Here is a 22,785-nt window from a genome sequence, read left to right as displayed (position 1 = left end):
CAAATTTATTTTTAAAATTCTATTTGAATTCCACTCAACACCGTAATCGGTCGAGGTTGAGCACTTCTATCAATACCCAAACCATCGACTAGGCCTTGAGCATTATAAAAAGGAGCTATTTCTGGATCTAGTCCTGTATAGTTTGTAAATGTATATAAGTTCTGACCTTGCACATACAATCTTATCTTTTTAATAAATCCTTTAGCTAACTTACCTAGCAAGTCATTTTGTAAACTATATCCGATCGTTACATTTCTTACTCTAAGATACGAACCATCTTCTATATATCGAGTAGAAATTGAATTATTGATATTATCGCCAAATCTAAATCTCGGGACGTCCGTTATATCCCCAGGATTCTGCCATCTTCGTAGTATCTGAGTTCCATAATTCAATCCATTATCCAAGCCTTCTAGATAATAGATATTACTATTAAGAATATCTACTCCCTCTACACCATTAAAAAGCACATCAAAATCCCACCCTTTATATTCTGCTCTAAGATTAATTGCGTACGTAAAATCAGGATTTGGATTTCCAATAACATCCTGATCTTCTAAACTAATTAACCCATCTCCATTTAGATCCAGGAACCGCACATCTCCCGGTTGAACAGGAACTGCTGCACTAGCATTATTGGGTAATTCTGCATCTATTTGCTCTTGAGTAGAGAATACACCATCTGCAACCAAACCATAAAAGTGGAATGGAGCTTCATTTACCGCTAATCTATTTAATCGTTGAGCAAATGGAGGGTTTAAAATTGCTCTTTCAATAGGCTCTGCAGATGTACCAAGACTTTCGACTATACTTTCAGACTTTGTAACATTAGCCCAAAGATTCCATTTAAAATCACCTTTATAATCATTATATCCTAAGGTAAACTCAATACCTTTTACATCAACCACACCAATATTTCTAATCACTGTGGAGCCTGTTTGTGGATTCCCAGGAATTCCTGCGGAAGATGGTAATTCTACTGGGATCAATAAATCTTCACTTCTATTCTTAAAATAATCTACTCCAAATTGAATCTGGTCATACAAAAAAGCTGTACTCACCCCATAGTTTTGTTTAATTTGGGTCTCCCAACGCAGATCGGGATTTGCGGCATTATTAGGGCTAATACCAGGTGAGGTTTCATCTCCTATCGAGGAGGGAAGATTTAGACCTAAGGTCGGTAAAAATTGATTTACAGCATTACCCGTTCTATTATTTCCAGTTTCACCATAACTTGCTCTAAGCTTGAAACTGTTAACTGCTTTCATGTTGAACCATGGCTCATTTGAGACATCCCATCCCAAAGCTCCTGAAAAGAACCACTGAGATGCATTTTCCGGAGAAAATCTTGAAGAAACATCTCGTCTTGCTGAACCACTTAAAGAATATCTACCATCAAATTCATAGCCTCCTAAGAAAAGTACAGAATTTAAATTTTCGGGAACCGAAAAAGATGTTGCTCTTGCATTTGGAGAGAAAACTTCCGGAATTTCTGAAGATACTTCATTATTATCAGATACTGACACCGATTCTAATCTTATTCGTGTTTGCTCTAGTACTGCTGAGGCGTTTACGGAATGTTTATCAAAATCTCTATCAAAAGCCAAAGTATTGGTAAATACGGTTTGTGATAAAGTTTGTCTGGTTTTATTAATAAAATTGATTGGATTTGAGAATCTGCCCCCATCTTCTTCAAATGCTCTTCTTTGGGCATCTTGTAGTAATAAATTTGCGTTTATACCAAATTGCGATCTAAAAGTAAGCCCGTTTGCGATCTTAATATTAACAAACAAACTACCAAGAGCAGATGAAAATCTAGTTAAATTATCTTGAGAATTTTGCACTCTAACTTGATTTCTAGAATCATTGAGATCATCAGAGTTAGTGCCTCCAAAAAGGCCATTTTCTGTAATTACTGGAATATAAGGTGCCTGACCTATAATATTTTGAAAAGGGTCTCTACCTCCAGCCCGCTCGGGTGATATTGTTCTATTATAGGATAAAGCTAGAGTTTGTCCAATATCTAACCAATCAGCAATATTAGCATCAGTATTGAGGTTAAGTGTTGTCCTATTAAAACCGGTATCTATAAAAACCCCATCTTGATCCAATCGAGAAAAACCTAAATTAAATTTTGCTTTTTCGCTACCTCCATTTACATTAAAATTTATATTATACATAGGTGCTGATTGAAAATAGGCTTCTTGCCAATCCGTATCCACTCCATTTCCATTAAATGATGGATCGTTATTAACTCTTCCTATCGGAAAGTCTGGTCCTCCATTTTGCCCTACCAATGCATTAATCTCACGAAGAAACTGGATATACTGCTCGGTATTCAATACATCATATCTCCTATTAAATTCTTGAATACCGGAAGATGCCTCTAATTTAAAAGATGCTTTCCCCACTTTACCTTTTTTAGTAGTTATGAGAACTACACCATTGGTTCCTCTTGATCCATATACTGCCAGAGAAGCAGCATCTTTCAATATATCTACCTTTGCTATACTGGCTAGATCAAGATTATTAATACTGTTAGTAAAAACCCCATCTACTACAAAAAGTGGTGTACCATCTCCAAATGTATTAATACCACGTATTTGCACCAAGGTTTGTGATCCCGGAGAGCCTCCATTTGTTATGGTAACACCTGCTGCTCTACCCTGTAGAGCTTGACCAAGATCTGTAGCAGGAAACTCGCTTAATGCTTCTGAACTAACAACCGAAACCGGAGTATTCCTTTGTTTACCATAATTCACAATAACTACTTCATCAAGACTTACTAAGTCTTCAATTAATACAACATTTATTTCTTTTTGGCCTGTATAGGAAACTTCCTTGGTTTGTAAACCAATAGAAGAAAACACCAAAACATCATTATTGTTCAGTTGATTAATCGCATATTTGCCATCAAAGTCTGTAATAGCGCCTTGCGATTTACCTTTTACAACAACGTTCACTCCCGGGATAGGGCGACCATCATCAAAGGAGACTGTTCCAGTTACACTTTGCCCCATAACCTGATTTGTTATAATCAAAAAGAAAACAACACATAAGTACTTTAATTTCATTTTTCCAATTAATATAGATTTCATTTCAGATTGAATTTTAATCGTTCCCAAAGTGATATTTAGACAATGTGAAGATTAGTTTAACCGCAAGTTAAATTTACGTGAAGGTTTAAAGTAATTTATATGATGCAATAAATATTGCATATGTTGTATTTGAAGTTGCTTTTCTTATACTACAGCATTATAGAGTGAAAATATCATTTGTATACACACAGTTATTTAGAAAAGGTTAAACCATAATCATTAGCTTATCCTCTAGTTTTTGGAAGTTCACCGTATTGCTTTTTATAACAAACTGTAAAATAGGAAGCAGACAAAAAACCTACTTTGTGAGCTACTTCACTAACGTTAATGTTCTTATTGTTTTGAAAAAGTGTTCTGGATTTTTCCAAACGCACTCTCCTTATAAACTCAACTGGTGATAAACCGGTAAGATTTTTTGTTTTTCGATAAACCTGACTACGACTCAGGCAAAGGTGTGACGACAATTTTTCAACATTCAAAGAAGGGTCTTCAATATTTTCTTGAATAAAACTAACCGCTTTTTGTATAAAGTCATTATCTAGATCCTTTTCTTTTTTTTCATTGTTATTAAGAGGTGCATTTGCATACTGTTCCAATAAATGCTCTTTTTTTAAAAGCAACTGTTCTAAAACCACTTTAAGCTCTTTTTTATCAAAAGGCTTGACAAGATATGCTTCAGCTCCTGCTTCCATACCCTTGATTCTATCTTTTGTCAAATCTTTAGCTGTAAGTATCACAATCGGTATTTGATTCAAGTCTGGATTGTTTTTTACTTTCTTACTAAACTCCACACCATCCATAAGAGGCATAATAATATCGGTTATAATGATATCAGGACGATGTTCCATGGTTTTAAACCAACCTTCTTGACCATCAGATGCTAAAAGCAATTCATAATCTTGTTCTAGGATAGAGATAAGATAATCTTGAAGGTCTATATTATCCTCTACAATTAGTAATTTCTTTTTTAGCTCCTTTTTAGATAAGATTTCTTCAATTTTATAGATTTCTGGTTTTGATTCAGGTTCTAATTCGTCTAATTCAATTTGTTTATCTTTTTTTACGGAAGGATCTTCGGTACTTCCAAAAAATTCTTTTCCATACGGAATAAATATTTTAAAAATAGATCCTTTTCCTAATTCGCTTTCAACTTCTATCACCCCCTTGTGAAGTTCAATAAAACTTTTTACCATTTCTAGACCAACACCTGTGCTTCCGTAGTATGACTTATTCAATTCACTAATTTGGTAAAATCTTTTGAATATTTTTTTATAGTCTTTTTGATCTATTCCCGGACCATTGTCTTTTATATAGATTTCTATAACAGGAATAGGTGTTTCTTTACTAACTAATGGTAAGATTTTTTTATTCCCGGAAAAGATACTTAACTGTATTCGTCCTTGGTTTGGTGTAACTTTAAAAGCATTGGATAATAAGTTAAAGAAAACTTTATCTAACATTCCGCTATCGGCCCATACATCTAGATTTGTGTTTTCATATTTTAAATCCAATCGTATCGATCTTCTTTTTGACTCTTCATTAAAAAAACTAAGTATCCTTTTAGCTTGGTCTATAAGATTAAACTGATTAGTTCTTAATCGAAGTTTATTGGATTGTAACTTTCTAAAGTCCATCAGTTCATTAATCAATCTTGATAGTCGCTCAGCATTTTTATGAATAATAAGATGCTTTTTACGCACTGTTTTTGAAAAATGTGCTTCGTCTAATTCTATTAACTCTTTTATAGGATTGATAATTAAGGTAAGGGGTGTTCTAAATTCATGAGAAATATTTGTAAAAAACTGTAGCTTTTGTTTTTGTAATTCTTCCTTCTGTTTTCTACGTTCTCTTTCAAGCCTAAAGATATTTCTTTCATTGACTCGTTTTCTGTATAAATGCATGGTCAAGAACACTAAAAGCGACAATAGAAGAAGAAAAACTAAATAAGCCCAGATGGTTTTCCACCAAGGAGGTAACACTTTAATCTTTAAAATAGCCGAAGCCTCATCCCATTTATTGTCATTATTTGATGCTTTAAGTTTAAAGGTATAATCACCAGAATCTAGATTTGTATAAGTTACACTAGTTTTTGAGCCTACATAGTTCCATGTATTTTCAAAACCTTCTAAAAAATAAGCATATTTGTTTTTTTCAGGCCTGGTATAACTTATTGCTGCATAATCAATAGTTAATATTGTTTGATTAGGCTGTAGTGTTACAACATTAGTTTCTTTAGTTGCATCAAAATAAGCGCATTTTTCTTTTTGATTTGTTTTTTTATTGAATATCCTAACATCTTTTAGGTACGGCTTTACCAAATAAGGGTTATACCTGATATCATTGGGTTCGATAACATTTACTCCATTTTTAGTACCTAAATAAAACCTATCGTTATCATCCATAATCACCCCACGATCAATCAGAAAATTTTCGAGTAATCCATCATCGCTAGTAAACTGCACAACTTCATTTGTATCACGCTTTATTTTTAATATTCCCATTTTGCTACTTACCCAAAGTTCGCTTTTTACAGGTTCAAATATGGCATTTACATAAGTAAGATTGTAGTCTGGTAACTCTAAACGCTCAAAATCTTGTTTTTCTCTATTTAAGTAAAATAATCCTCCATTAGTCCCATACCATATAGTTCCATCCTGAGTTTCATAAATATCTAATATTCGTTGAGAGCTTGGGTGATCTCCAAACTTGGAAGAAAGAGCATTGCTATGCCAAATAACGATATATCCTTTTTCTTTTTTATTTTCTATACTGTAAAGCCCCGAAGAAGTTCCTACCCATATTGCTCCAAAACTGTCATGAAAAATTACTTTGATATCCTTTTTGATAATCTTAGAGTTTTCAACAGAATCTACTATAGGTATTTCTATTTTTTCTTTTTTCGAATTAAAATAATATACCCCTCCCAAATGAGAACCAATCCAAACATTTCCGAGTTCATCTTCTGTAAAACATCTGATCTTATCCGTTAAAAGCACGCCAGCGGTATTTTCCATTGTAAAATTCTGAAAAGTCTTGCCTCCCTTTTTTAGTAAAAAAATACCATGACCCCATGTTGCTATCCAAGTGTTTCCTTTACTATCAACAAAAATACCTTCGATATAAATTTCTTTTTTAAGACCTCTGTACTCTGTTGTAGATTTTCCATAAACATTGACAATATCACCGGATTTTGTGTTTAAAATATCAATTTTGTTATTTTGAGCTATCCAAATTTTACCATCATCTGTTTTTGCAAATGCTTTTATATTATTGATTTGAAATCCATTACTAATATCTTGTCGTTGTATGGATTTAAATTTGTTATGATATTTATCAAAAAAACCTAAACCATTTTCATAATATCCAAGCCAAAGCCTATTTTCATTATCTAATAATAATGACCAAGCTGAATCAGATGCAATGCTACTGCTATCTTGTGGATCATAACGATAATGTTTCACTTCTTTCCCGTTCATATCCAAAATGACTAAACCTTCATTTTCAATAGAAATAAAAACGTGATCCATACCACTAGCAATGTCCATAATTCTTTGCGGTGCTATATCTAAGGTATCAAATGATATCCGAGTTTTTTTTAAATCGCTTTTAAAAACACCACTTTTCAAAGTACCAACCCAAAGGTTTTCTCGTTGATCTAAATGTAATTTTGTAATATTTTCTAAAGTGCCACTATTAGGTAAAGGAATACTTTCAAATTTCCCTTTATCATGAATAAATTCTAATTTCAACCCTTCTTCTGTAGCTACATAGAGATCTCCTTTTGTTGAAAATTTTAAATCATTTACAGATACCCCCTTTAAACCATAACTTTTTATCAATCCGTTTTCAACATCTATCTCTTTTATACCTCCATTAATGGTTCCTACCAGGAATTTATCTTTGTATTGAGCAAAACATAAAATATTGGGGTAGCTATCATCTGTCTCAGTTTCTACTTTGATTTCAAATCTCTTAAAAGAATTTTTTTGATTATTATAAGCACACAAACCAGCATTAGTTCCTATCCATAATTGCCCAGAAGCATCAATAAACAGTGAACTTATAGAATTACTGTTAATACTATTGGAATCTTTTAAATCGTGCCCATAATATGTATAAGAAAATCCATTAAACTTGTATAATCCAGCACCATCGGTTCCTATCCACATAAAACCGTAACTATCTATTACCATACTGGTTATTGGACGTTGAAATATATTTTCCTTAACTAAATTAAACTTAAGAGACTCAAAATTAATCTGGGATTGAATTGTTATTGTATTTATATAAAAAATAAATAGAAGCACCAGTTTTAAGAGCTTAGAAAAATTCTTTTTAAATTTCATCATATGTATGTTGAATTTAAAACCTAAGAAAAAAGATTTTAACCTTAGATAAAATAAAATTTGTAGCATTTTAAGCTTCAAATGTTGCAAACAAGCTCTAAACAAGTGTCTATCTATTTATTCATAGAAGTAATGAACTATATTGTATCAACTAAATTATTAAAAATTATTGCTTATGCGACGTTTTATTTTAGGAATGATACTTATTTCTTTAATTTCTTGTGATAGAGAAAATGATTTTGATGCTGTGTTAGTAGAAGGACCTGCTCCTACTGATGTTCAAGCGAACCTTATATTCAATAATATGACACCACCCTTTTCGGTTACTATAAGTCCTACTGCAAAAGGAGCAACAGCATTTGAGGTGTTATCCGGGCTTCCTGCTGAACCTGCAACATTAATTGGAATACAAGAATCACTCACCTTTATTTACCCAGAATCAGACGAAACATTTTTTGTTACAATAAGGGCTATCGCTCCTAATGATAAGATCACAGAAGAGCAGTTTGAATTGGTACCCCCAGCAGACCCTTGCGTGCCAATTTTTAGCACACCAGTTACCTGGGATGATGGTGGCGGAAGCTCATTCCAATTTGGATTTAATGGAGCTGAAGTAGAAGTTGTGGAAAATCCAGACCCTTCTGGAGCAAACCCAGAAGTCTCAAACGTATTGCAAATAATACAAGATGGTGGAGGAAATTTTGATGGAGTTGGAATTCAAATGTTAAGTACTGCAAATTTCAGCAATGACGATAAAGTCGTTAGGCTAAATTTTTGGTCAAACATAGAAGTCCCAGTGAAATTTGCCGTTCAACAAGACCCTAATAATGAAACTGAACGGGAAGCCGAAGTTACAGTCATTCATAGTGGTACTGGATGGGAGGAGCTTCGTGTGGATTTTGCAACTGCAACAGCTGGATTTACCGGTAATGCTGATGGTGCCTTAGGGATACCAGATTTTGCACCATTTACGCCTTCAGGAGAATACATTCGTTTTGCTTTGCAGATAAGCTCAGGGGATGATGTTGCAGGTACCTTTTACTTAGATAATATTGGAGTATGTCCATAATAGGCATTTGCATGAGATAGATGTTATTTTAAAATATAGATTAGCCATATTATAACGCCATGAACAAGCAAGAGTATTATTGCTTAGCTTCATGGCTTTTTTTCTGATACAAGTAAAACAAAAAAATACCCTATCCAAGATCGTTAGGGACTAGTGATAATTATAACCTTAGTAAAAAAAGAAAACTTTGGTAATGCATCAAAATTTATAATTATTGCTACAAACCAATTTTGTGGTCAAGTTCCCTCAGAATACCTTTGAATTAAGATAATATATAATCCGTAAACATAAATTATGGTCACAGGTAATTATTGTATAGTAGATTGATGTTACAATTAAAAGTGAAATCAAATTTTCAACGATTAACAAAATATAACTGTGTTTCTAAAATCACAGTCTAAAACAAAATCAAAATGAATGTAAAAAATACAATTTGGGTACTCTTACTAAGTTTATTAATACTATCTGGATGTTCTGAGCATAGTTCAAACAATGTTCAAATTCAAGAAAATAACCAGGAAGCCATTGATTTTGAGCAAAAAGCAAAAGAACTTGTTGCAGCCATGACTCTTGAAGAAAAAGTATCTCAAATGAGTTACCAATCCCCAGCGATTGACCATTTGGGTATTCCTGAGTATAACTGGTGGAACGAATGTCTTCATGGGGTGGGTAGAGCTGGAAGAGCAACTGTATTTCCTCAAGCCATAGGTTTGGCTGCCACATTTGACAAAGATCAAATGTCAAAAATATCCGAAATAATTTCTGATGAAGCTCGTGCAAAACATCACGAATTCGCATCAAGAGGCAAAAGAGGCATTTACCAAGGTCTAACATATTGGACACCTAATATCAATATTTTCCGAGATCCAAGATGGGGACGCGGTATGGAAACTTATGGTGAAGACCCTTATTTGGCTGGAGAAATGGCAGTTCGTTTTATTAAAGGTTTACAAGGGGATGATCCCAATTATTTAAAACTTGTTGCTACCGCAAAACACTTTGCCGTACATAGTGGACCCGAAGCTGATCGACACCAATTTAATGCAGTACCAAGTCCGCAGGATTTTTTAAATACTTACAGCCCGCATTTTGAGAAAGTAGTCAAAGAAGCTAAAGTATATTCCATAATGTGTGCTTATAATGCTTATAAAGGAGAACCCTGCTGCGGGAATCAAGAATTAAGTAGTTTATTGCGAAATGATTGGGGGTTTGATGGGTATATCGTTTCGGATTGCTGGGCCATTAAAGATTTTTACGAAAAAAACGCTCACAAAATAAGTGCTGATGCTAAAGAAGCTTCTGCTATGGCAGTAAAGGCTGGAACCGATTTGAATTGTGGTGATTCTTATCCTGCATTGGTAGAGGCAGTAAGAGATGGTTTGATTACCGAAGCGGAATTAGATGTATCGCTAGAAAGATTAATGGTTGCTCGATTAAAATTAGGTCTAATGGCACCTGAAGGTGCAGTTAAATATGAAAATATACCCTACGAAGTAGTAGATTCTAAAAAGCATCGACTTGCTGCCCTGGAAACTGCACGAAAATCGATGGTACTTCTTAAAAACGAAAACAATACACTTCCTTTAGATAAAAATAAAATAAACAAAATAGCAGTTATTGGCTCTAATGCAAACGACTTAGAGGTTTTACTGGGGAATTACAATGGATACCCGACCCAACCTATAACACCGCTAGAAGGTATCAAACAAAAATTACCTAATGCCGAAGTATCCTATGCTGTAGGCTGTAAATTGGCTGAAGGGCTTCCTGTTTTTGAGGTGATGCCAGATACTGTATTATTTACAGACAACTCCTTACAAGTAAAGGGACTAAAAGGCGAATACTTTGATAATATTTCATTTCAGGGTACTCCAAAACACACCCGCATTGATAAAACTATAGATTTCACCTTTAAAACAACGCCCCCTTTTGATGATATGAATTATGATTCCTACTCAGTACGATGGTCAGGAATACTTTCTGTTGATAAGACTGGTAATTACGCACTTGGAGGCGAAGCTTTTTCTTCTATGAAACTATTTTTGGATGATACATTATTAATGCAAAGACAGGATGTGCATCATCCAAAGAAAATTTATGAATATGTAAAATTGGAGGCGGGTAAGCAATATAATATTCGTTTTGAATGTATTCAAGATAATACCGAGCACGCTATTATGCGTTTGTTATGGGAATCACCAAAAGATCACCTCGAAAAAGAAGCTATTGCTATTGCCCAGGATGCAGATGCGATAATTATGTGTATGGGTATTAGCCCCTTATTAGAAGGTGAGGAAATGAAGGTGAAAGTAGATGGTTTTTCTGGTGGAGATCGTGTACATACTAAATTACCCAAAACCCAAACAGCGTTAATCAAAAAGATCAAAGCTTTGGGAAAACCAACAATTTTGGTGTTACTTAATGGCAGTGCGTTATCTATTAATTGGGAGAATGAAAATATTCCAGCAATTATTGAGGCATGGTACCCAGGTCAAGCTGGGGGAACAGCTATTGCCGATGTTATTTTTGGTGATTATAACCCATCTGGAAGATTACCTGTTACATTTTACAAAGATATAAACGACATCCCTGAATTTAGTAATTACGATATGAGAGGTAAGACTTACCGCTATTTCAAAAAGAAATCTTTATACGAATTTGGGTATGGTCTTAGTTATACTACATTCGAATATAGCAATTTTGTGATTCCTGAACATATGGAAGCGGGTAATAATTTTACAGTAAAGGTTGATATTCAAAATACAGGGAATTTGGCTGGTGAAGAAGTCATACAGCTTTATATTGAAAATCCCAATGCAGATGAATTTAATCCGCATAAAACGTTGGCCGCATTTGAAAGAGTATCTTTTAACCCAAGAGAAAAGAAAACATTGACATTTAAGGTCAATAAGGAACAATTAAGTATTGTAAACGATAAAGGTAGAAAACTAATACAGCCTGGGGAATACCAAATCTCCGTTGGTGGAGCTCAACCCTCAAATAATAGAATTGAAAAAGGTTCTGTAGTTGTAAAAAAAATAACCATAAAAGGAAAAACTACTGAAATCTAAAGATATTTAAATTGTGACCAAGTTAAGTTTCAAATCTTTAGAACTAAACAATAAATAACTCAAAAAAAAGTATTCCTTCCTAAATCTACTATAGATTGAGTTTAGGGTTTCTCGTGTTATTTTATAATAATTCTATATTGCCGGTGGTTTATCATAGCTGCTAGAATAGTTTTATAAGTTTTAACATATTTTTATTTTTCTATTCTATTTGTTAATTATTTCTTTCCTCTTTTTATAATGTATAGAATATCGCCAATACGAAAAAGCGCCTAGGATGATAACAAAACCAATAGAATAAAACACAAAATTTGGTGTAATCACCTTATCCCCACTTGCATAGGAATGTAATCCTTTTAGATAAAAATTAACTCCAAAATATGTCATTATTATTGAAGCTACTGCAACAACTGACATCAGGTTAAAAAACCATCTTCCTCTAAGCCCAGGAACCAATCGCATATGAATCACAAACGCATATACCATAATACTTACCAGAGCCCAGGTTTCTTTTGGATCCCAACCCCAATATCTTCCCCAGCTTTCATTTGCCCACATTCCTCCTAAAAAATTACCTATGGTTAGCATTACCAATCCTATAGTTAATGCCATCTCATTGATAATTGTAAGCTCTTTGATCGTAAGATCCATTCGCTTCTTATTGGATTGTGTAGTCAATATCATAAGTAGCAGAGCTAATATTCCTAAAATAGCACCCACAAAGAACGGCCCATAACTACCCACAATGATAGATACATGGATTAGCACCCAATATGAATCTAAAACGGGTTGTAAATTAGCAATGGCAGGATCTGTCCAGTTTTGATGCGCAAAAAACAATATAATCGATGCTACAAATATTGTGGCTGCGATTGTTAAATTACTCTTACGACCAAAAGCCAATCCTAATGCTACCGTAGCCCAGGCTACGTAGATCATAGATTCATAAGCATCACTCCAAGGAGCGTGTCCTGACACATACCATCGAATAATTAAACCAGAAGTATGAATAATAAATAAAAAGATAGCTATTCCGATTCCGCTATTGATTAAAACTCGTAAAGGTTTGGATACACCTATAAGAATTTCTAAAATAATCACTATGATAAGATACAGCCCTATAAATAGATAATATCGATATAAGGTTTTAAAAATATCATATTTATTGAGTAATATCTCTGCTTTAACTTTTTTATCAGTTGGTAATACTTCACTACCAAACTTTTTCTGAAAATCCTTAATACTTTTTACATACGTATCAGGTTTACTATAATCCCCTGATTTCCTTGCCTCTTGAAGAGATTGCCTGTAGATGGGTATAATTTGCCTTGTATATACCGAATCCATTCCTGTGAACTTCACTTCGTTCAATTGTGGAACAGAAACCCACTTATTCCCTTCATCATTAGGAACAGGAAATATTCTAAGTATTCCACCTCCTAAAGCCTGATTTAGCAAATAAAACTTTTCGTGGGTTTTTAGAAAATCCTTCTCAAAACTACTTGGCGTATTTGTACTACTCGCTTTTTCTAAATATGGATCTAACTTATATGAACCATCAGGCTCTACAAGGTCAATTAAAGATACTCTTCTTTCAGTTTTAGGAACTCCCAGAATTTTTCGGATGCTATCATTTTCCTTTTGGATTTCTATAATCGGAACGCTGTACCAAATAAATGGATTCTCCACCATAGATACAAATACCTGATCTGCTGTCAACCCCTCATAAGTATCTTTTTTACTAAGTTTACGAAGTAATTCTGATGAAAATGTATTCACAGGTTTCATTCTGCCTCGTTCATCCTGGATTACAATACTCCCAAAATTAGCAGCATGTTCTTTACTTACAACATTGGCTTTAATAACAGAATCTAGCCGTTTTTTACTTGGTAACGTTTGTATATGATCTGTGGTATGGTTGGGTAATTCTTGTGCAAATGAAAAAGTAGAAACCACCAATGCCAACAAGACTGTCAATTCTTTTTTCTTAATTTTGACTTTATTCAGCATTTGTTCTAAGTCTTTAAAACGAGAACCTCTGGTAAATAAAATCAGCATCAACCCTAAATACAATAACATATACCCTGCATAAGTAATCAAGGTTCCCCAGCGATCATGGTTTACTGATAATACCGTTCCTTTTTCATCAGGGTCAAAAGAAGCCTGAAAAAATCGATACCCTTTATGATCGAGTACGTGATTCATATAAATATCATAAGGACGTGGAGTAGTATTTTCTTCCACAATATCAACTTTACTCATAAAAGATTTGTAAACCTTCTCTGTTCCAGGTTGTTTCTCGGCAATAAAATCATTTAACTTCAGAGCAAATGGTAATTCTAATCGTTTAGAGCCATAAGCAAAATACATGTCCAAGCCTCCTAATTCGATTTTGGTCATGTTATTATCATATCCCTTACCTCCCAGCAGTTTCACTTCTTTAGTTTCTCCATTGGTGGTTACGTCAAAAATCAAAGCATCTTGCTGTCCTTTATCCTTAACTTCGATAGGAACTACATCATATTTTCCTGTCATCACAGGATCTGGTATCACAAATTGCATTCCGGCTGTTTGATATAAAGACCTAAGCATTAGTGTCTGAATACTGTCTTTAACCAATTGTCCTTGAAACTGATCAGCCATTCGCATAAATGAACCATCAAAAGGTGATTCTATGAAGTATTCATCATTTTTATATGTAATATTTATTGCCCCCTTAGTTGACTCATTAAAAGCAAATAGTACATTATGAATATTAGAAATCTCACCTTCTTCCAGAAAATGATCGTGTCTATTACCATCTCCGGCTTCAACAATCTTAAGATAGTTTTTTCCTGACTCGTTTTCCACCAAACCCATTTCGGCTCCCATAATATAATCTTTATACTGAATAGTAATAGGTTGTTGATTATAGTCTGTATTTATGGTAAAGCTATTATTAGTAGCTTCGGCAAGTTCTAAATCTTCCGAGATAATTCTTCTGCGTGGTTCTCCATCAATCTCTCCATCTAAAAATATAGTGATATAAGTTTTTTCTGAAAGAAACGTTGATGTAGTCTCCCCTTCCCTAATTGGCATTACTCCCTCATAACTAATGTATCTGGTAATAAAAGCACCAAGAATAATTAAGATGAACGACAAATGAAGTAAAAGTGTAGCCCACTTTTCTTTTTTATATAATTGGTACCTGAATATATTTCCACAGAAATTAATAGCAAAAAAAACCATAATTGCTTCAAACCACCAGGTATTATAAATCCATATTCTGGCTGCTGTTGTTCCATAAGCATCTTCCAGAAAAGTCCCAACCCCCATGGATGCGGCAAAAACAATAAATAAAATAGCCATTAATCGTGTGGAGAACAAAATACTTGCAAGCTTTTTTTGCATAACAATCATTACTTTTTTTAGCTCGGCAAATTTAGTGTTTTTAGTAGGATTTTACCTTAATATTGGGGTTTGATTTAATGTATTTAACAGAAGTATAGATATTGTTCATTTTTTAGTTGTTTCTTCCTTATTTTAGCCGAATGATTAGCGTTATAATTCTTGGTTCTGGCAATGTAGCAAAACATATGTACACTGCTTTGGGTGCTCAAAAATCCATTGAAGTTGTACAATGTTATAATCGAAAAGGAATATTACTTAACCCTGAACAGGACTCTAAAATTATTACTCAGGACCTTAATGATCTTGTTAAAGTTGATGTTTACATTTTAGCAGTAAGTGATGACGCCATTGAGGAAATTTCTTCAAAATTACCATTTAATGACTGTTTAGTTGTACATACCTCGGGTAGTGTTCCTTTGAAAACTATAAAAAATAATAATCGAAGAGGTGTTTTTTATCCTTTACAAACTTTTAGTAAAGACAAAGTGGTCGATTTTAGCAAAATCCCATTTTGTTTGGAAGCCGAAGAAGAAAAGGACTTAGTTTTACTAAACAAACTCGCTTCTTCTCTATCTGAAAAGATATATCAAATATCATCAGAGCAGAGAAATATACTGCACATTTCTGCTGTTTTTGTAAACAATTTCACTAATTATCTATTTTCTGTTGGTAATGATATTTGTGAAGAGCATAAAGTCCCTTTTGAAATTTTACATCCTTTAATTCAGGAAACTGCAAAAAAAATAACCAATATAAATCCTGATCAAGCTCAAACCGGCCCAGCGATTCGAAACGATATCACTACTATTGATAGGCATTTACATATTTTAAATAATACTCAACAAAAAGAATTATATCAAACCCTTACAAAAGCGATACAATCTAAACATGGAAAAAAGTTATAAAGAATACCTGCAACATATCACTACATTTATTTTTGATGTTGACGGAGTATTAACAGATGGCACCGTAATTATTAATACCAATGGTGAATTACTAAGAACTATGAATATAAAAGATGGATATGCTTTAAAAACTGCTGTTCAACAAGGTTTTAATGTTTGTATCATTTCTGGAGGTAAAAATGAAGGTGTTCGTAAACGATTAAAAGGGTTAGGCATAACTGATATTTACCTGGGCGCACACCACAAGGTAGAACAACTTGATGAGTATCTGGATATTTATAATATCAAAACTGAAAATGTATTATACATGGGAGATGATATTCCTGATCTTCCAGTAATGGAAATGGTAGGTTTACCAACTTGTCCACAAGATGCTGCTGCTGAAGTAAAAGAGATCTCTAAATACGTTTCCTTTAAAAAAGGCGGAAAAGGGTGTGTAAGAGATGTAATTGAACAAGTATTAAAAGTTCAAGGAAAATGGATCTCTGATTTTGATGCTGAAGCATAATTAAATCCAATTAATCACAATGATAAAACTTGTTTTTGCTACTAACAACCTTAATAAACTAAAAGAAGTTCAGGTGTTGATGCCTTCTCATATTCAATTACTAAGTCTTTCGGATATTAATTGTACAGAAGATATCCCAGAGACTTCTGATACTATTGAAGGAAATGCGATCCAAAAAGCACAATACATCAAAGAAAAATATGGTTATGAATGCTTTGCTGATGACACAGGTTTAGAAGTTGAAGCAATCAACGGGGATCCCGGAGTATATTCTGCCAGATATGCAGGTCCAGAAAAAGACGCAGATAATAATATGAACAAGTTACTCCAAGAGTTAAAGGGACAAGTAAATCGTGATGCACAATTTAAAACAGTTATCGCTTTAGAATTAAATAACGAGTTAAAAACATTTACAGGAATTTGTAAAGGCACAATTACCCAAGACAAACAAGGTGACGGAGGTTTTGGCTATGATCCTATTTTTCTTCCAAAGGGATATACAAAAACATTTGCCGAACTTTCTTTAGCAGAAAAAAATAGAATAGGCCATCGGGGCAAAGCTGTCCAGCAATTAATTAAGTTTCTAAACAATTAATCTACTCCCGGAAAAGCTAGCATCTCTCCCATCCCAACAGTAAATAACCAATTACCATAAATCGCATGTTCGATTGAAACCAATGTTGTTGATTTGGTCTTACTAAAAGTATATGCAAATAGCAACCCGCCAACAAATGTTAATAATTGCACTAGAAAGCTTTTTAGAAAAAGGTGTGCCAAAGAAAAAAGAACAGCGTTGATAAAAATAAACAACCACTTATTTTTGATGAGCTTCTCATATCGGTCATAAAAAAAAGTTCTATAAATGATTTCCTGAGGCCATACCGATAGAAAAGTATAGATAAATAAAATAATTAACCACAGTTCTGGTTTTTTAAGCAAAACAGAGAACAACTTGTCTGGTGCAATAAAAAAAACGTACAAACCAGTTACTACCATCACGATAGCTAACTTAATAATTGTTTCCTGCCAAAAAGGTTTCCAATAAGTTTTATCAGGTAAGCGCAACTTAAGCAAACCTTGACGTTTAAGAAGAACTAAAATATAAATAAACCCAATGACAATCAAAATTACTTTGATCAGTATCGGATAATCTATCAAAAAACTTATAGGGAGTAAAACAAATAAAAGAAATAACTCCGTACTTCTATATAAAACTGAATACATTAAATTTAGTTTTTGACTAATTTCAGAATAAAATTCGAGTAGTTTAATTTTTTTAACAAAAGAAAAGCCTCTTGGGGAGAGGCTCATCAATTAATGGGGTAATAGATTTGGGGCAAAAAAAATAATTTATTTCTGGGGGCTAACTCAGTATGATAAGAACAATCAATTTTTTTTCTTTACCGGTTCAAAAGTAAGACTGAAAAACAAACATCCTACAAAACAACAATTCAAAAATATTAATTTTATCGATTAAAAACAAATAAAATCGATAAAAAACACAAAATCACTAATTTTTTATCAAAACACCTTACCAAACTTATTTAAAAACTATACTGATGAAATCATGAAATATAAAAAAGCCTCCTGGGGTAAGAGGCCTTTATGTGATTGGGGTGAACTTAATTATAGAAAAACTAAGTTCTACTTGAGGGGCAAAAAAAACTTAAACAACAATTCCAATTTTCTCCTTACTCTTTTTGTTCATATCAAAAGTACTTCTTACTGGCATCTTTTATCAATTTACTCTTAAAACAAAAACGCATATAATCGATTAAATGCATTTTTAATCGATTAAATGATGTTTGTGAATGATTTCGTAGTTTTTGAGAAGATTAAAACTTCATAAGACGTTGCATAGATTTTATTAATATCGTAACATTACATCCATAAATCTTTAATTTAATAATGAAAAGTCAAAACATCACTCCTTCTACCCCAGAAAACGAAGAAATTATTGAAAACAAGGAATTAAACATTTGGGAAGCACTCTTACCTGTTATCATATTGGTAGGAATGCTATTTTATAATGTTTCTTTCGCCTTTGGTGATGATGCTTTGAGTGGTAGTAATCAGTTTATTTTACTTTTAGGTGCAGCGGTAGCAGCAATTGTAGGATTTTATAATAAAGTTTCCTATAAACAAATGATGGAAGAAGTAGCAAAGAATGTTAAGTCTACTACTGGTGCTTTACTTATATTATTGATGGTAGGATCACTTGCAGGAACCTGGCTAATCAGCGGTATTATTCCAACAATGATTTACTATGGATTACAAATCCTTAACCCCACCATATTTTTAGCAGCTTGTATAATCATTTGTGCAATTATTTCTATAGCAACCGGTAGTTCTTGGACGACTTCTGCAACAGTTGGTATTGCTCTTATTGGAATTGGTGACACATTAGGTATTTCATTGGGAATGACTGCTGGAGCTGTAATTTCTGGAGCATACTTTGGAGATAAAATGTCTCCTTTATCAGATACTACTAATTTAGCACCTGCTATGGCAGGCGGAGAACTATTCGCACATATAAAATACATGACATATACTACGGTACCAACCATAATTATTACACTAATTATATTTATAATAATTGGATTTACAATTGATACTTCAGGAACTCCAGAGATTAGCGAACAACTAAATGCTATTAATAATGCTTTTAATATTACTCCTTGGTTATTTATTGTTCCCATCTTAGTTATTGTCTTAATTATTAAAAAAACACCCCCATTAATTGCTCTATTAGCAGGTACACTTTTAGGAGCTATAGCAGCGATTATTGCTCAGCCGGAAATTGTTACTAATATTGCTGGCAGCACAGAACTGACTTTTAATTCAGCATATATTGGTGTTATGAAGGCAATGACTGTCGATACTTCCGTAGAAACTACCAATGCACAACTTAACGACCTGTTTTCTGCTGGAGGAATGTCAGGAATGCTAGGTACTATTTGGTTGATTGTATGTGCTATGGTATTTGGAGGTGTTATGGATGCCATTGGTGCCTTGTCTAGAATTAGTAAAGCTTTATTAAATTTATTTGATACTGTTTTCGGTCTATTTGCAAGTACAGTAGTAAGCTGTTTGGCATTAAATGTCACTGCATCGGATCAATACCTTGCTATCGTGGTACCTGGTAGAATGTATGCTAATGCATTTAAAGAAAAGGGGCTTGCACCAGAAAATCTTAGTCGAACGCTTGAAGATTCAGGAACTGTGACTTCAGTTTTAGTTCCCTGGAATACTTGTGGAGCGTACCAAAGTGGTGTTTTAGGAGTACCCGTTGTAGATTATTTCTTTTTTGCAATTTTTAATTGGATGAGTCCGTTTATGACACTAATATTTGCAGCTTTTAGAATAAAAATAAAGCAACTAACCAGTAACTAATCTAGACAATTGGTATTGGGCTTTTATTGTTATCGATTGCAACAAATTTAAAATGACCTGAAACTGCTATTTCTCGATCGTAGCTATACATATCTTCTTTATAGATATCAACCTTAACTAGGCAACTGGTTCTACCAACTTTAGTAACTTTGGCTACTAATTCAATGATAGTGCCTTCGGGAATTGGTTTTTCAAAATCTATTTTGTCTGTAGAAATGGTAACAACCTTTTTTCGGCTAAAACGAGTTGCACAGATAAAAGAAACCTCATCCATTAATTGTAATGCAGTTCCTCCAAACAATGTTTCATAATGATTTGTAGTATTTGGAAATACAGCTTTAAAAATTCGAGTTTCTGATTTCTTGATCAATTCATCTATATGTTTCATACAATCGTGATATAGTTTTTTCTTATCAATTTACTACTCAAAGGTAAATCTTATCGTAGTATCTTTGTAGTATAACAAAAAAAACTTTGAATGAATATTATAGAAAGTTTACGTTGGCGATATGCTACCAAGAAATTTGATAATACAAAAATTCTTCCTCAGGAAAAAATAGATACACTTACAGAAGCTTTTAATCTTACAGCTACTTCTTATGGCTTACAACCCTTAAAACTAATAGTTCTTAAGGATAAAAATATACAACAAGAGCTTGTTGAACATTCTTGGAATCAACAACAAGTGGCAGATGCATCACATCTATTAATATTTTGCATCGAAAATGTTATTGGAGAAGAATATATTGTTAAGCATTTTAATAATGTAAAAGCTACAAGAAATACTTCTGAAGAAATCCTAAAACCCTTTAGAGAGCAATTAGTCGATTCTTTTAAGAATAAACCTGAAGAAGAAATATCTAATTGGGCTGCTAAACAAGCTTACTTGGCTTTAGGAAATTTGCTCACCGTATGTGCCACGGAAAAAATAGATGCATGTCCTATGGAAGGGTTCATTCCTGCTAAGTATGACAAAATTCTTAAACTCGATAAACTCGGACTAACATCTGTATTAGTACTTCCTGTTGGGTTTAGAGCAAAAGACGACATGTTTGCAGAATTAAAAAAAGTAAGGCGCCCTATTAGTGACACGGTAATTGAATTGTCTTAAGTGCTTATAAAACTTAAATAACCCTTAAATACAATACGGTATTATCAATTTTATATTAATTAAATTGACTATTCCCTAATTTTAAACTTGTAAATTACAGCTAAACTAAGAATTTAGTAATTTTTACATATTTTTGCATTACCCGAAATAATATGTGAAATGAAAAAATTGATAGTACCACTATTGATAATATTGTCTTATAACTGCTACGCACAGCAAAACGAATTGAGCTGGTTTACGGATTTTGATGTTGCTAAAAGAGTATCCAAGGATCGAAACAAACCTATTTTATTATATTTCACAGGAAGAGATTGGAGTGTGGCGTGTAGAGATTTTAGAACGGAAGTAATCGAGACTATAAAATTTGAACAGTTTACAGATAAATTTATTTTGCAAAAGGTTGATATACCAAAAAACGAAGATCTGATCAGTAAAAAATTACTGAAGGCCAACAAAAAATTATTAAAAAAATATAATAAGGAAAAAACTTTCCCTTTTATGGTCGTGGTGAATCATGAAGGTAACATTGTTGCTGAAGAAGGTGGTTATAGAGCTTCACTAAGAGACCCTGAAAGATTTTTTAGTTTACTAGAAACAACCTCTAACAATTACTAGAAAAAGATAAAATATAGATATCTAATTCAGAACTCTTTTCGGTACATTTGCCGGAAAGAGTTTTTTAATTTAATCACACAGATATGCCGGGATTTGAATTATTTGGAGCCGAAGAAAAAAAAGAAGTTCAGGATGTATTAGACAATGGAGTTTTAATGCGTTATGGTTTTGATGGTAATCGAAATGGTCATCATAAAGCTTTAGAGCTCGAAAAGGACCTTGCTACCAGAATGCAAACCAAATATGCCCAGGTAGTATCTAGTGGTACCTCTGCACTTACGGTTGCTTTAGCTTCTGCTGGTATTGGTGCTGGTGACGAAGTGATTATGCCAACCTTTACTTTTGTAGCCAGTTTTGAAGCAATTTTATCTGTTGGAGCAGTTCCTATTCTTTGTGATATCGATGACACACTCACTTTGGATCCAAAAGCCGTTGAAGCAGCAATCACCAAAAAAACTAAAGTGGTGATGCCTGTACACATGTGTGGCTCGATGGCTGATCTTGATGCACTTAAGACTATTTGTAATAAACACAACCTCATCCTATTAGAAGATGCTTGTCAGGCTATCGGTGGAACTTATAGTGGTAAACCCCTGGGAAGTTATGGGGATCTGGGCTGTTTCTCTTTTGACTATGTAAAAACTGTAACTTGTGGAGAAGGTGGTGGATTGATCACTAATTCTGAAACATATGCTGATCGCGCTCATAAATATCAAGATCATGGTCATGATCATATTGGTAATGACCGTGGGGCAGAAACTCATCCATTTCTAGGATATAATTTTAGAATTTCTGAATTAAACGCCGCTGTAGGTATTGCACAACTAAGAAAACTAGATCATACCCTATTAATACAGGAAAAGAATTATACAATACTTCGTGAAGCTCTGACATCAATTCCTGAAGTTACTTTCAGAAGAGTCCCTGAAAAAGGAGTCGAAAGTTATGCTTTTCTAAACATATTTTTACCCAATGAAGAGCTAGCAAAAAAGGCACATCAAGCCTTAGGAAAACAAGGTGTAGACGCTTGTTTTTATTGGTACGACAATAATTGGCATTATTATAAAAAGTGGAAACATCTACTGGAAGTTAAATCCTTATCCAAATTCTCTGAAGAAATACAATCTGGATTACGTAAAAACAATAGATCTTTTCCAGATAGTGATGCGTGGATGAGTAGAACTATTTCTTGCTTAATCAAAGTAGGTTGGACTGAAGACGAGGTCAAAAAAAGAGCCTCAAACATGGTTGAGGCTATTAAAAGTATTTTATAAGCACATAG

Annotated in this window: 14 protein-coding genes; 9 read left to right on the top strand and 5 right to left on the bottom strand. The window is 33.5% G+C overall.

Features of this window, described 5'->3' with window-relative positions; all coding sequences use genetic code 11:
* Positions 1 to 11: 11 nt before the first annotated feature.
* Together J8M14_RS14700 and J8M14_RS14695 are read right to left on the bottom strand one after the other, a co-directional pair.
* Positions 12 to 3,098 carry a SusC/RagA family TonB-linked outer membrane protein gene (locus tag J8M14_RS14700; protein WP_211075568.1) on the bottom strand — a complete coding sequence of 1,029 codons (3,087 nt, stop codon included), beginning with the start codon at positions 3,096 to 3,098 and terminating at the stop codon, positions 12 to 14.
* A gap of 224 nt (positions 3,099 to 3,322) precedes the next feature.
* A complete protein-coding gene (locus J8M14_RS14695; protein WP_211075567.1) occupies positions 3,323 to 7,447 on the bottom strand; it encodes a hybrid sensor histidine kinase/response regulator transcription factor in 4,125 nt (1,374 codons plus the stop codon).
* A 172-nt stretch (positions 7,448 to 7,619) separates the two neighbouring features.
* Here J8M14_RS14695 and J8M14_RS14690 point away from each other — a divergent pair, with 172 nt between their 5' ends.
* Both J8M14_RS14690 and J8M14_RS14685 read left to right on the top strand, forming a co-directional pair.
* Positions 7,620 to 8,513: a hypothetical protein gene (locus tag J8M14_RS14690; protein WP_211075566.1), complete on the top strand. Its 894-nt coding sequence runs from the start codon at positions 7,620 to 7,622 to the stop codon at positions 8,511 to 8,513.
* Positions 8,514 to 8,926: 413 nt separating this feature from the next.
* Entirely contained in the window at positions 8,927 to 11,584 is a 2,658-nt protein-coding gene (locus J8M14_RS14685) for a glycoside hydrolase family 3 C-terminal domain-containing protein (RefSeq protein ID WP_211075565.1), read from the top strand.
* 204 nt (positions 11,585 to 11,788) lie between these two features.
* Here J8M14_RS14685 and ccsA read toward each other — a convergent pair whose 3' ends face one another.
* Entirely contained in the window at positions 11,789 to 14,971 is a 3,183-nt protein-coding gene (gene ccsA / locus J8M14_RS14680; RefSeq protein ID WP_211075564.1) for a cytochrome c biogenesis protein CcsA, read from the bottom strand.
* A 140-nt stretch (positions 14,972 to 15,111) separates the two neighbouring features.
* Here ccsA and J8M14_RS14675 point away from each other — a divergent pair, with 140 nt between their 5' ends.
* From J8M14_RS14675 to J8M14_RS14665, 3 genes are read left to right on the top strand one after another with little or no spacing between them, the layout of a single operon-like run.
* Positions 15,112 to 15,876 carry a DUF2520 domain-containing protein gene (locus J8M14_RS14675; RefSeq protein WP_211075563.1) on the top strand — a complete coding sequence of 255 codons (765 nt, stop codon included), beginning with the start codon at positions 15,112 to 15,114 and terminating at the stop codon, positions 15,874 to 15,876.
* The gene (locus J8M14_RS14670) at positions 15,860 to 16,384 is read left to right on the top strand and encodes an HAD-IIIA family hydrolase (RefSeq protein ID WP_211075562.1); all 525 of its coding nucleotides are present in this window, start codon (positions 15,860 to 15,862) and stop codon (positions 16,382 to 16,384) included. Before J8M14_RS14675 ends, J8M14_RS14670 begins: the two co-directional genes overlap by 17 nt.
* Positions 16,385 to 16,406: 22 nt before the next feature.
* The gene (locus J8M14_RS14665) at positions 16,407 to 16,979 is read left to right on the top strand and encodes a non-canonical purine NTP diphosphatase (protein WP_211075654.1); all 573 of its coding nucleotides are present in this window, start codon (positions 16,407 to 16,409) and stop codon (positions 16,977 to 16,979) included.
* Here the strand turns inward: J8M14_RS14665 and J8M14_RS14660 are convergent.
* Positions 16,976 to 17,608 carry a CPBP family intramembrane glutamic endopeptidase gene (locus J8M14_RS14660; protein WP_211075561.1) on the bottom strand — a complete coding sequence of 211 codons (633 nt, stop codon included), beginning with the start codon at positions 17,606 to 17,608 and terminating at the stop codon, positions 16,976 to 16,978. The genes J8M14_RS14665 and J8M14_RS14660 overlap by 4 nt on opposite strands.
* A gap of 684 nt (positions 17,609 to 18,292) precedes the next feature.
* Here J8M14_RS14660 and nhaC point away from each other — a divergent pair.
* On the top strand, positions 18,293 to 19,777 hold the full coding sequence (gene nhaC / locus J8M14_RS14655) for a Na+/H+ antiporter NhaC (RefSeq protein ID WP_211075560.1): 1,485 nt from the start codon (positions 18,293 to 18,295) through the stop codon (positions 19,775 to 19,777).
* A 1-nt stretch (position 19,778) separates the two neighbouring features.
* Here nhaC and J8M14_RS14650 read toward each other — a convergent pair whose 3' ends face one another.
* The gene (locus tag J8M14_RS14650; RefSeq protein WP_211075559.1) at positions 19,779 to 20,165 is read right to left on the bottom strand and encodes an acyl-CoA thioesterase; all 387 of its coding nucleotides are present in this window, start codon (positions 20,163 to 20,165) and stop codon (positions 19,779 to 19,781) included.
* A gap of 90 nt (positions 20,166 to 20,255) precedes the next feature.
* Between J8M14_RS14650 and J8M14_RS14645 the strand changes: the two genes are divergently transcribed.
* The 3 genes from J8M14_RS14645 (at position 20,256) to J8M14_RS14635 (ending at position 22,777) form a co-directional block, all read left to right on the top strand.
* Positions 20,256 to 20,888 carry an NAD(P)H-dependent oxidoreductase gene (locus J8M14_RS14645; RefSeq protein WP_211075558.1) on the top strand — a complete coding sequence of 211 codons (633 nt, stop codon included), beginning with the start codon at positions 20,256 to 20,258 and terminating at the stop codon, positions 20,886 to 20,888.
* A gap of 159 nt (positions 20,889 to 21,047) precedes the next feature.
* Positions 21,048 to 21,503 (top strand): thioredoxin family protein, encoded by a 456-nt coding sequence (locus J8M14_RS14640; protein ID WP_211075557.1) that lies wholly within the window; start codon positions 21,048 to 21,050, stop codon positions 21,501 to 21,503.
* An 83-nt stretch (positions 21,504 to 21,586) separates the two neighbouring features.
* Positions 21,587 to 22,777 (top strand): DegT/DnrJ/EryC1/StrS family aminotransferase, encoded by a 1,191-nt coding sequence (locus tag J8M14_RS14635; protein ID WP_211075556.1) that lies wholly within the window; start codon positions 21,587 to 21,589, stop codon positions 22,775 to 22,777.
* Positions 22,778 to 22,785: the final 8 nt, after the last annotated feature.

The organism is Aquimarina sp. MMG016, from assembly GCF_018100805.1.
Taxonomy (GTDB): domain Bacteria; phylum Bacteroidota; class Bacteroidia; order Flavobacteriales; family Flavobacteriaceae; genus Aquimarina.
This window is presented reverse-complemented; position numbering and strand designations above follow the sequence as displayed.

What these genes read in the sequence shown, in the direction of transcription:
- J8M14_RS14700 (WP_211075568.1), bottom strand. Translation starts at nt 3,098, where the DNA reads ATGAAATCTATATTAATTGGAAAAATGAAATTAAAGTACTTATGTGTT.
- J8M14_RS14695 (WP_211075567.1), bottom strand. Translation starts at nt 7,447, where the DNA reads ATGATGAAATTTAAAAAGAATTTTTCTAAGCTCTTAAAACTGGTGCTT.
- J8M14_RS14690 (WP_211075566.1), top strand. Translation starts at nt 7,620, where the DNA reads ATGCGACGTTTTATTTTAGGAATGATACTTATTTCTTTAATTTCTTGT.
- J8M14_RS14685 (WP_211075565.1), top strand. Translation starts at nt 8,927, where the DNA reads ATGAATGTAAAAAATACAATTTGGGTACTCTTACTAAGTTTATTAATA.
- ccsA (WP_211075564.1), bottom strand. Translation starts at nt 14,971, where the DNA reads ATGCAAAAAAAGCTTGCAAGTATTTTGTTCTCCACACGATTAATGGCT.
- J8M14_RS14675 (WP_211075563.1), top strand. Translation starts at nt 15,112, where the DNA reads ATGATTAGCGTTATAATTCTTGGTTCTGGCAATGTAGCAAAACATATG.
- J8M14_RS14670 (WP_211075562.1), top strand. Translation starts at nt 15,860, where the DNA reads ATGGAAAAAAGTTATAAAGAATACCTGCAACATATCACTACATTTATT.
- J8M14_RS14660 (WP_211075561.1), bottom strand. Translation starts at nt 17,608, where the DNA reads ATGTATTCAGTTTTATATAGAAGTACGGAGTTATTTCTTTTATTTGTT.
- nhaC (WP_211075560.1), top strand. Translation starts at nt 18,293, where the DNA reads ATGAAAAGTCAAAACATCACTCCTTCTACCCCAGAAAACGAAGAAATT.
- J8M14_RS14650 (WP_211075559.1), bottom strand. Translation starts at nt 20,165, where the DNA reads ATGAAACATATAGATGAATTGATCAAGAAATCAGAAACTCGAATTTTT.
- J8M14_RS14645 (WP_211075558.1), top strand. Translation starts at nt 20,256, where the DNA reads ATGAATATTATAGAAAGTTTACGTTGGCGATATGCTACCAAGAAATTT.
- J8M14_RS14640 (WP_211075557.1), top strand. Translation starts at nt 21,048, where the DNA reads ATGAAAAAATTGATAGTACCACTATTGATAATATTGTCTTATAACTGC.
- J8M14_RS14635 (WP_211075556.1), top strand. Translation starts at nt 21,587, where the DNA reads ATGCCGGGATTTGAATTATTTGGAGCCGAAGAAAAAAAAGAAGTTCAG.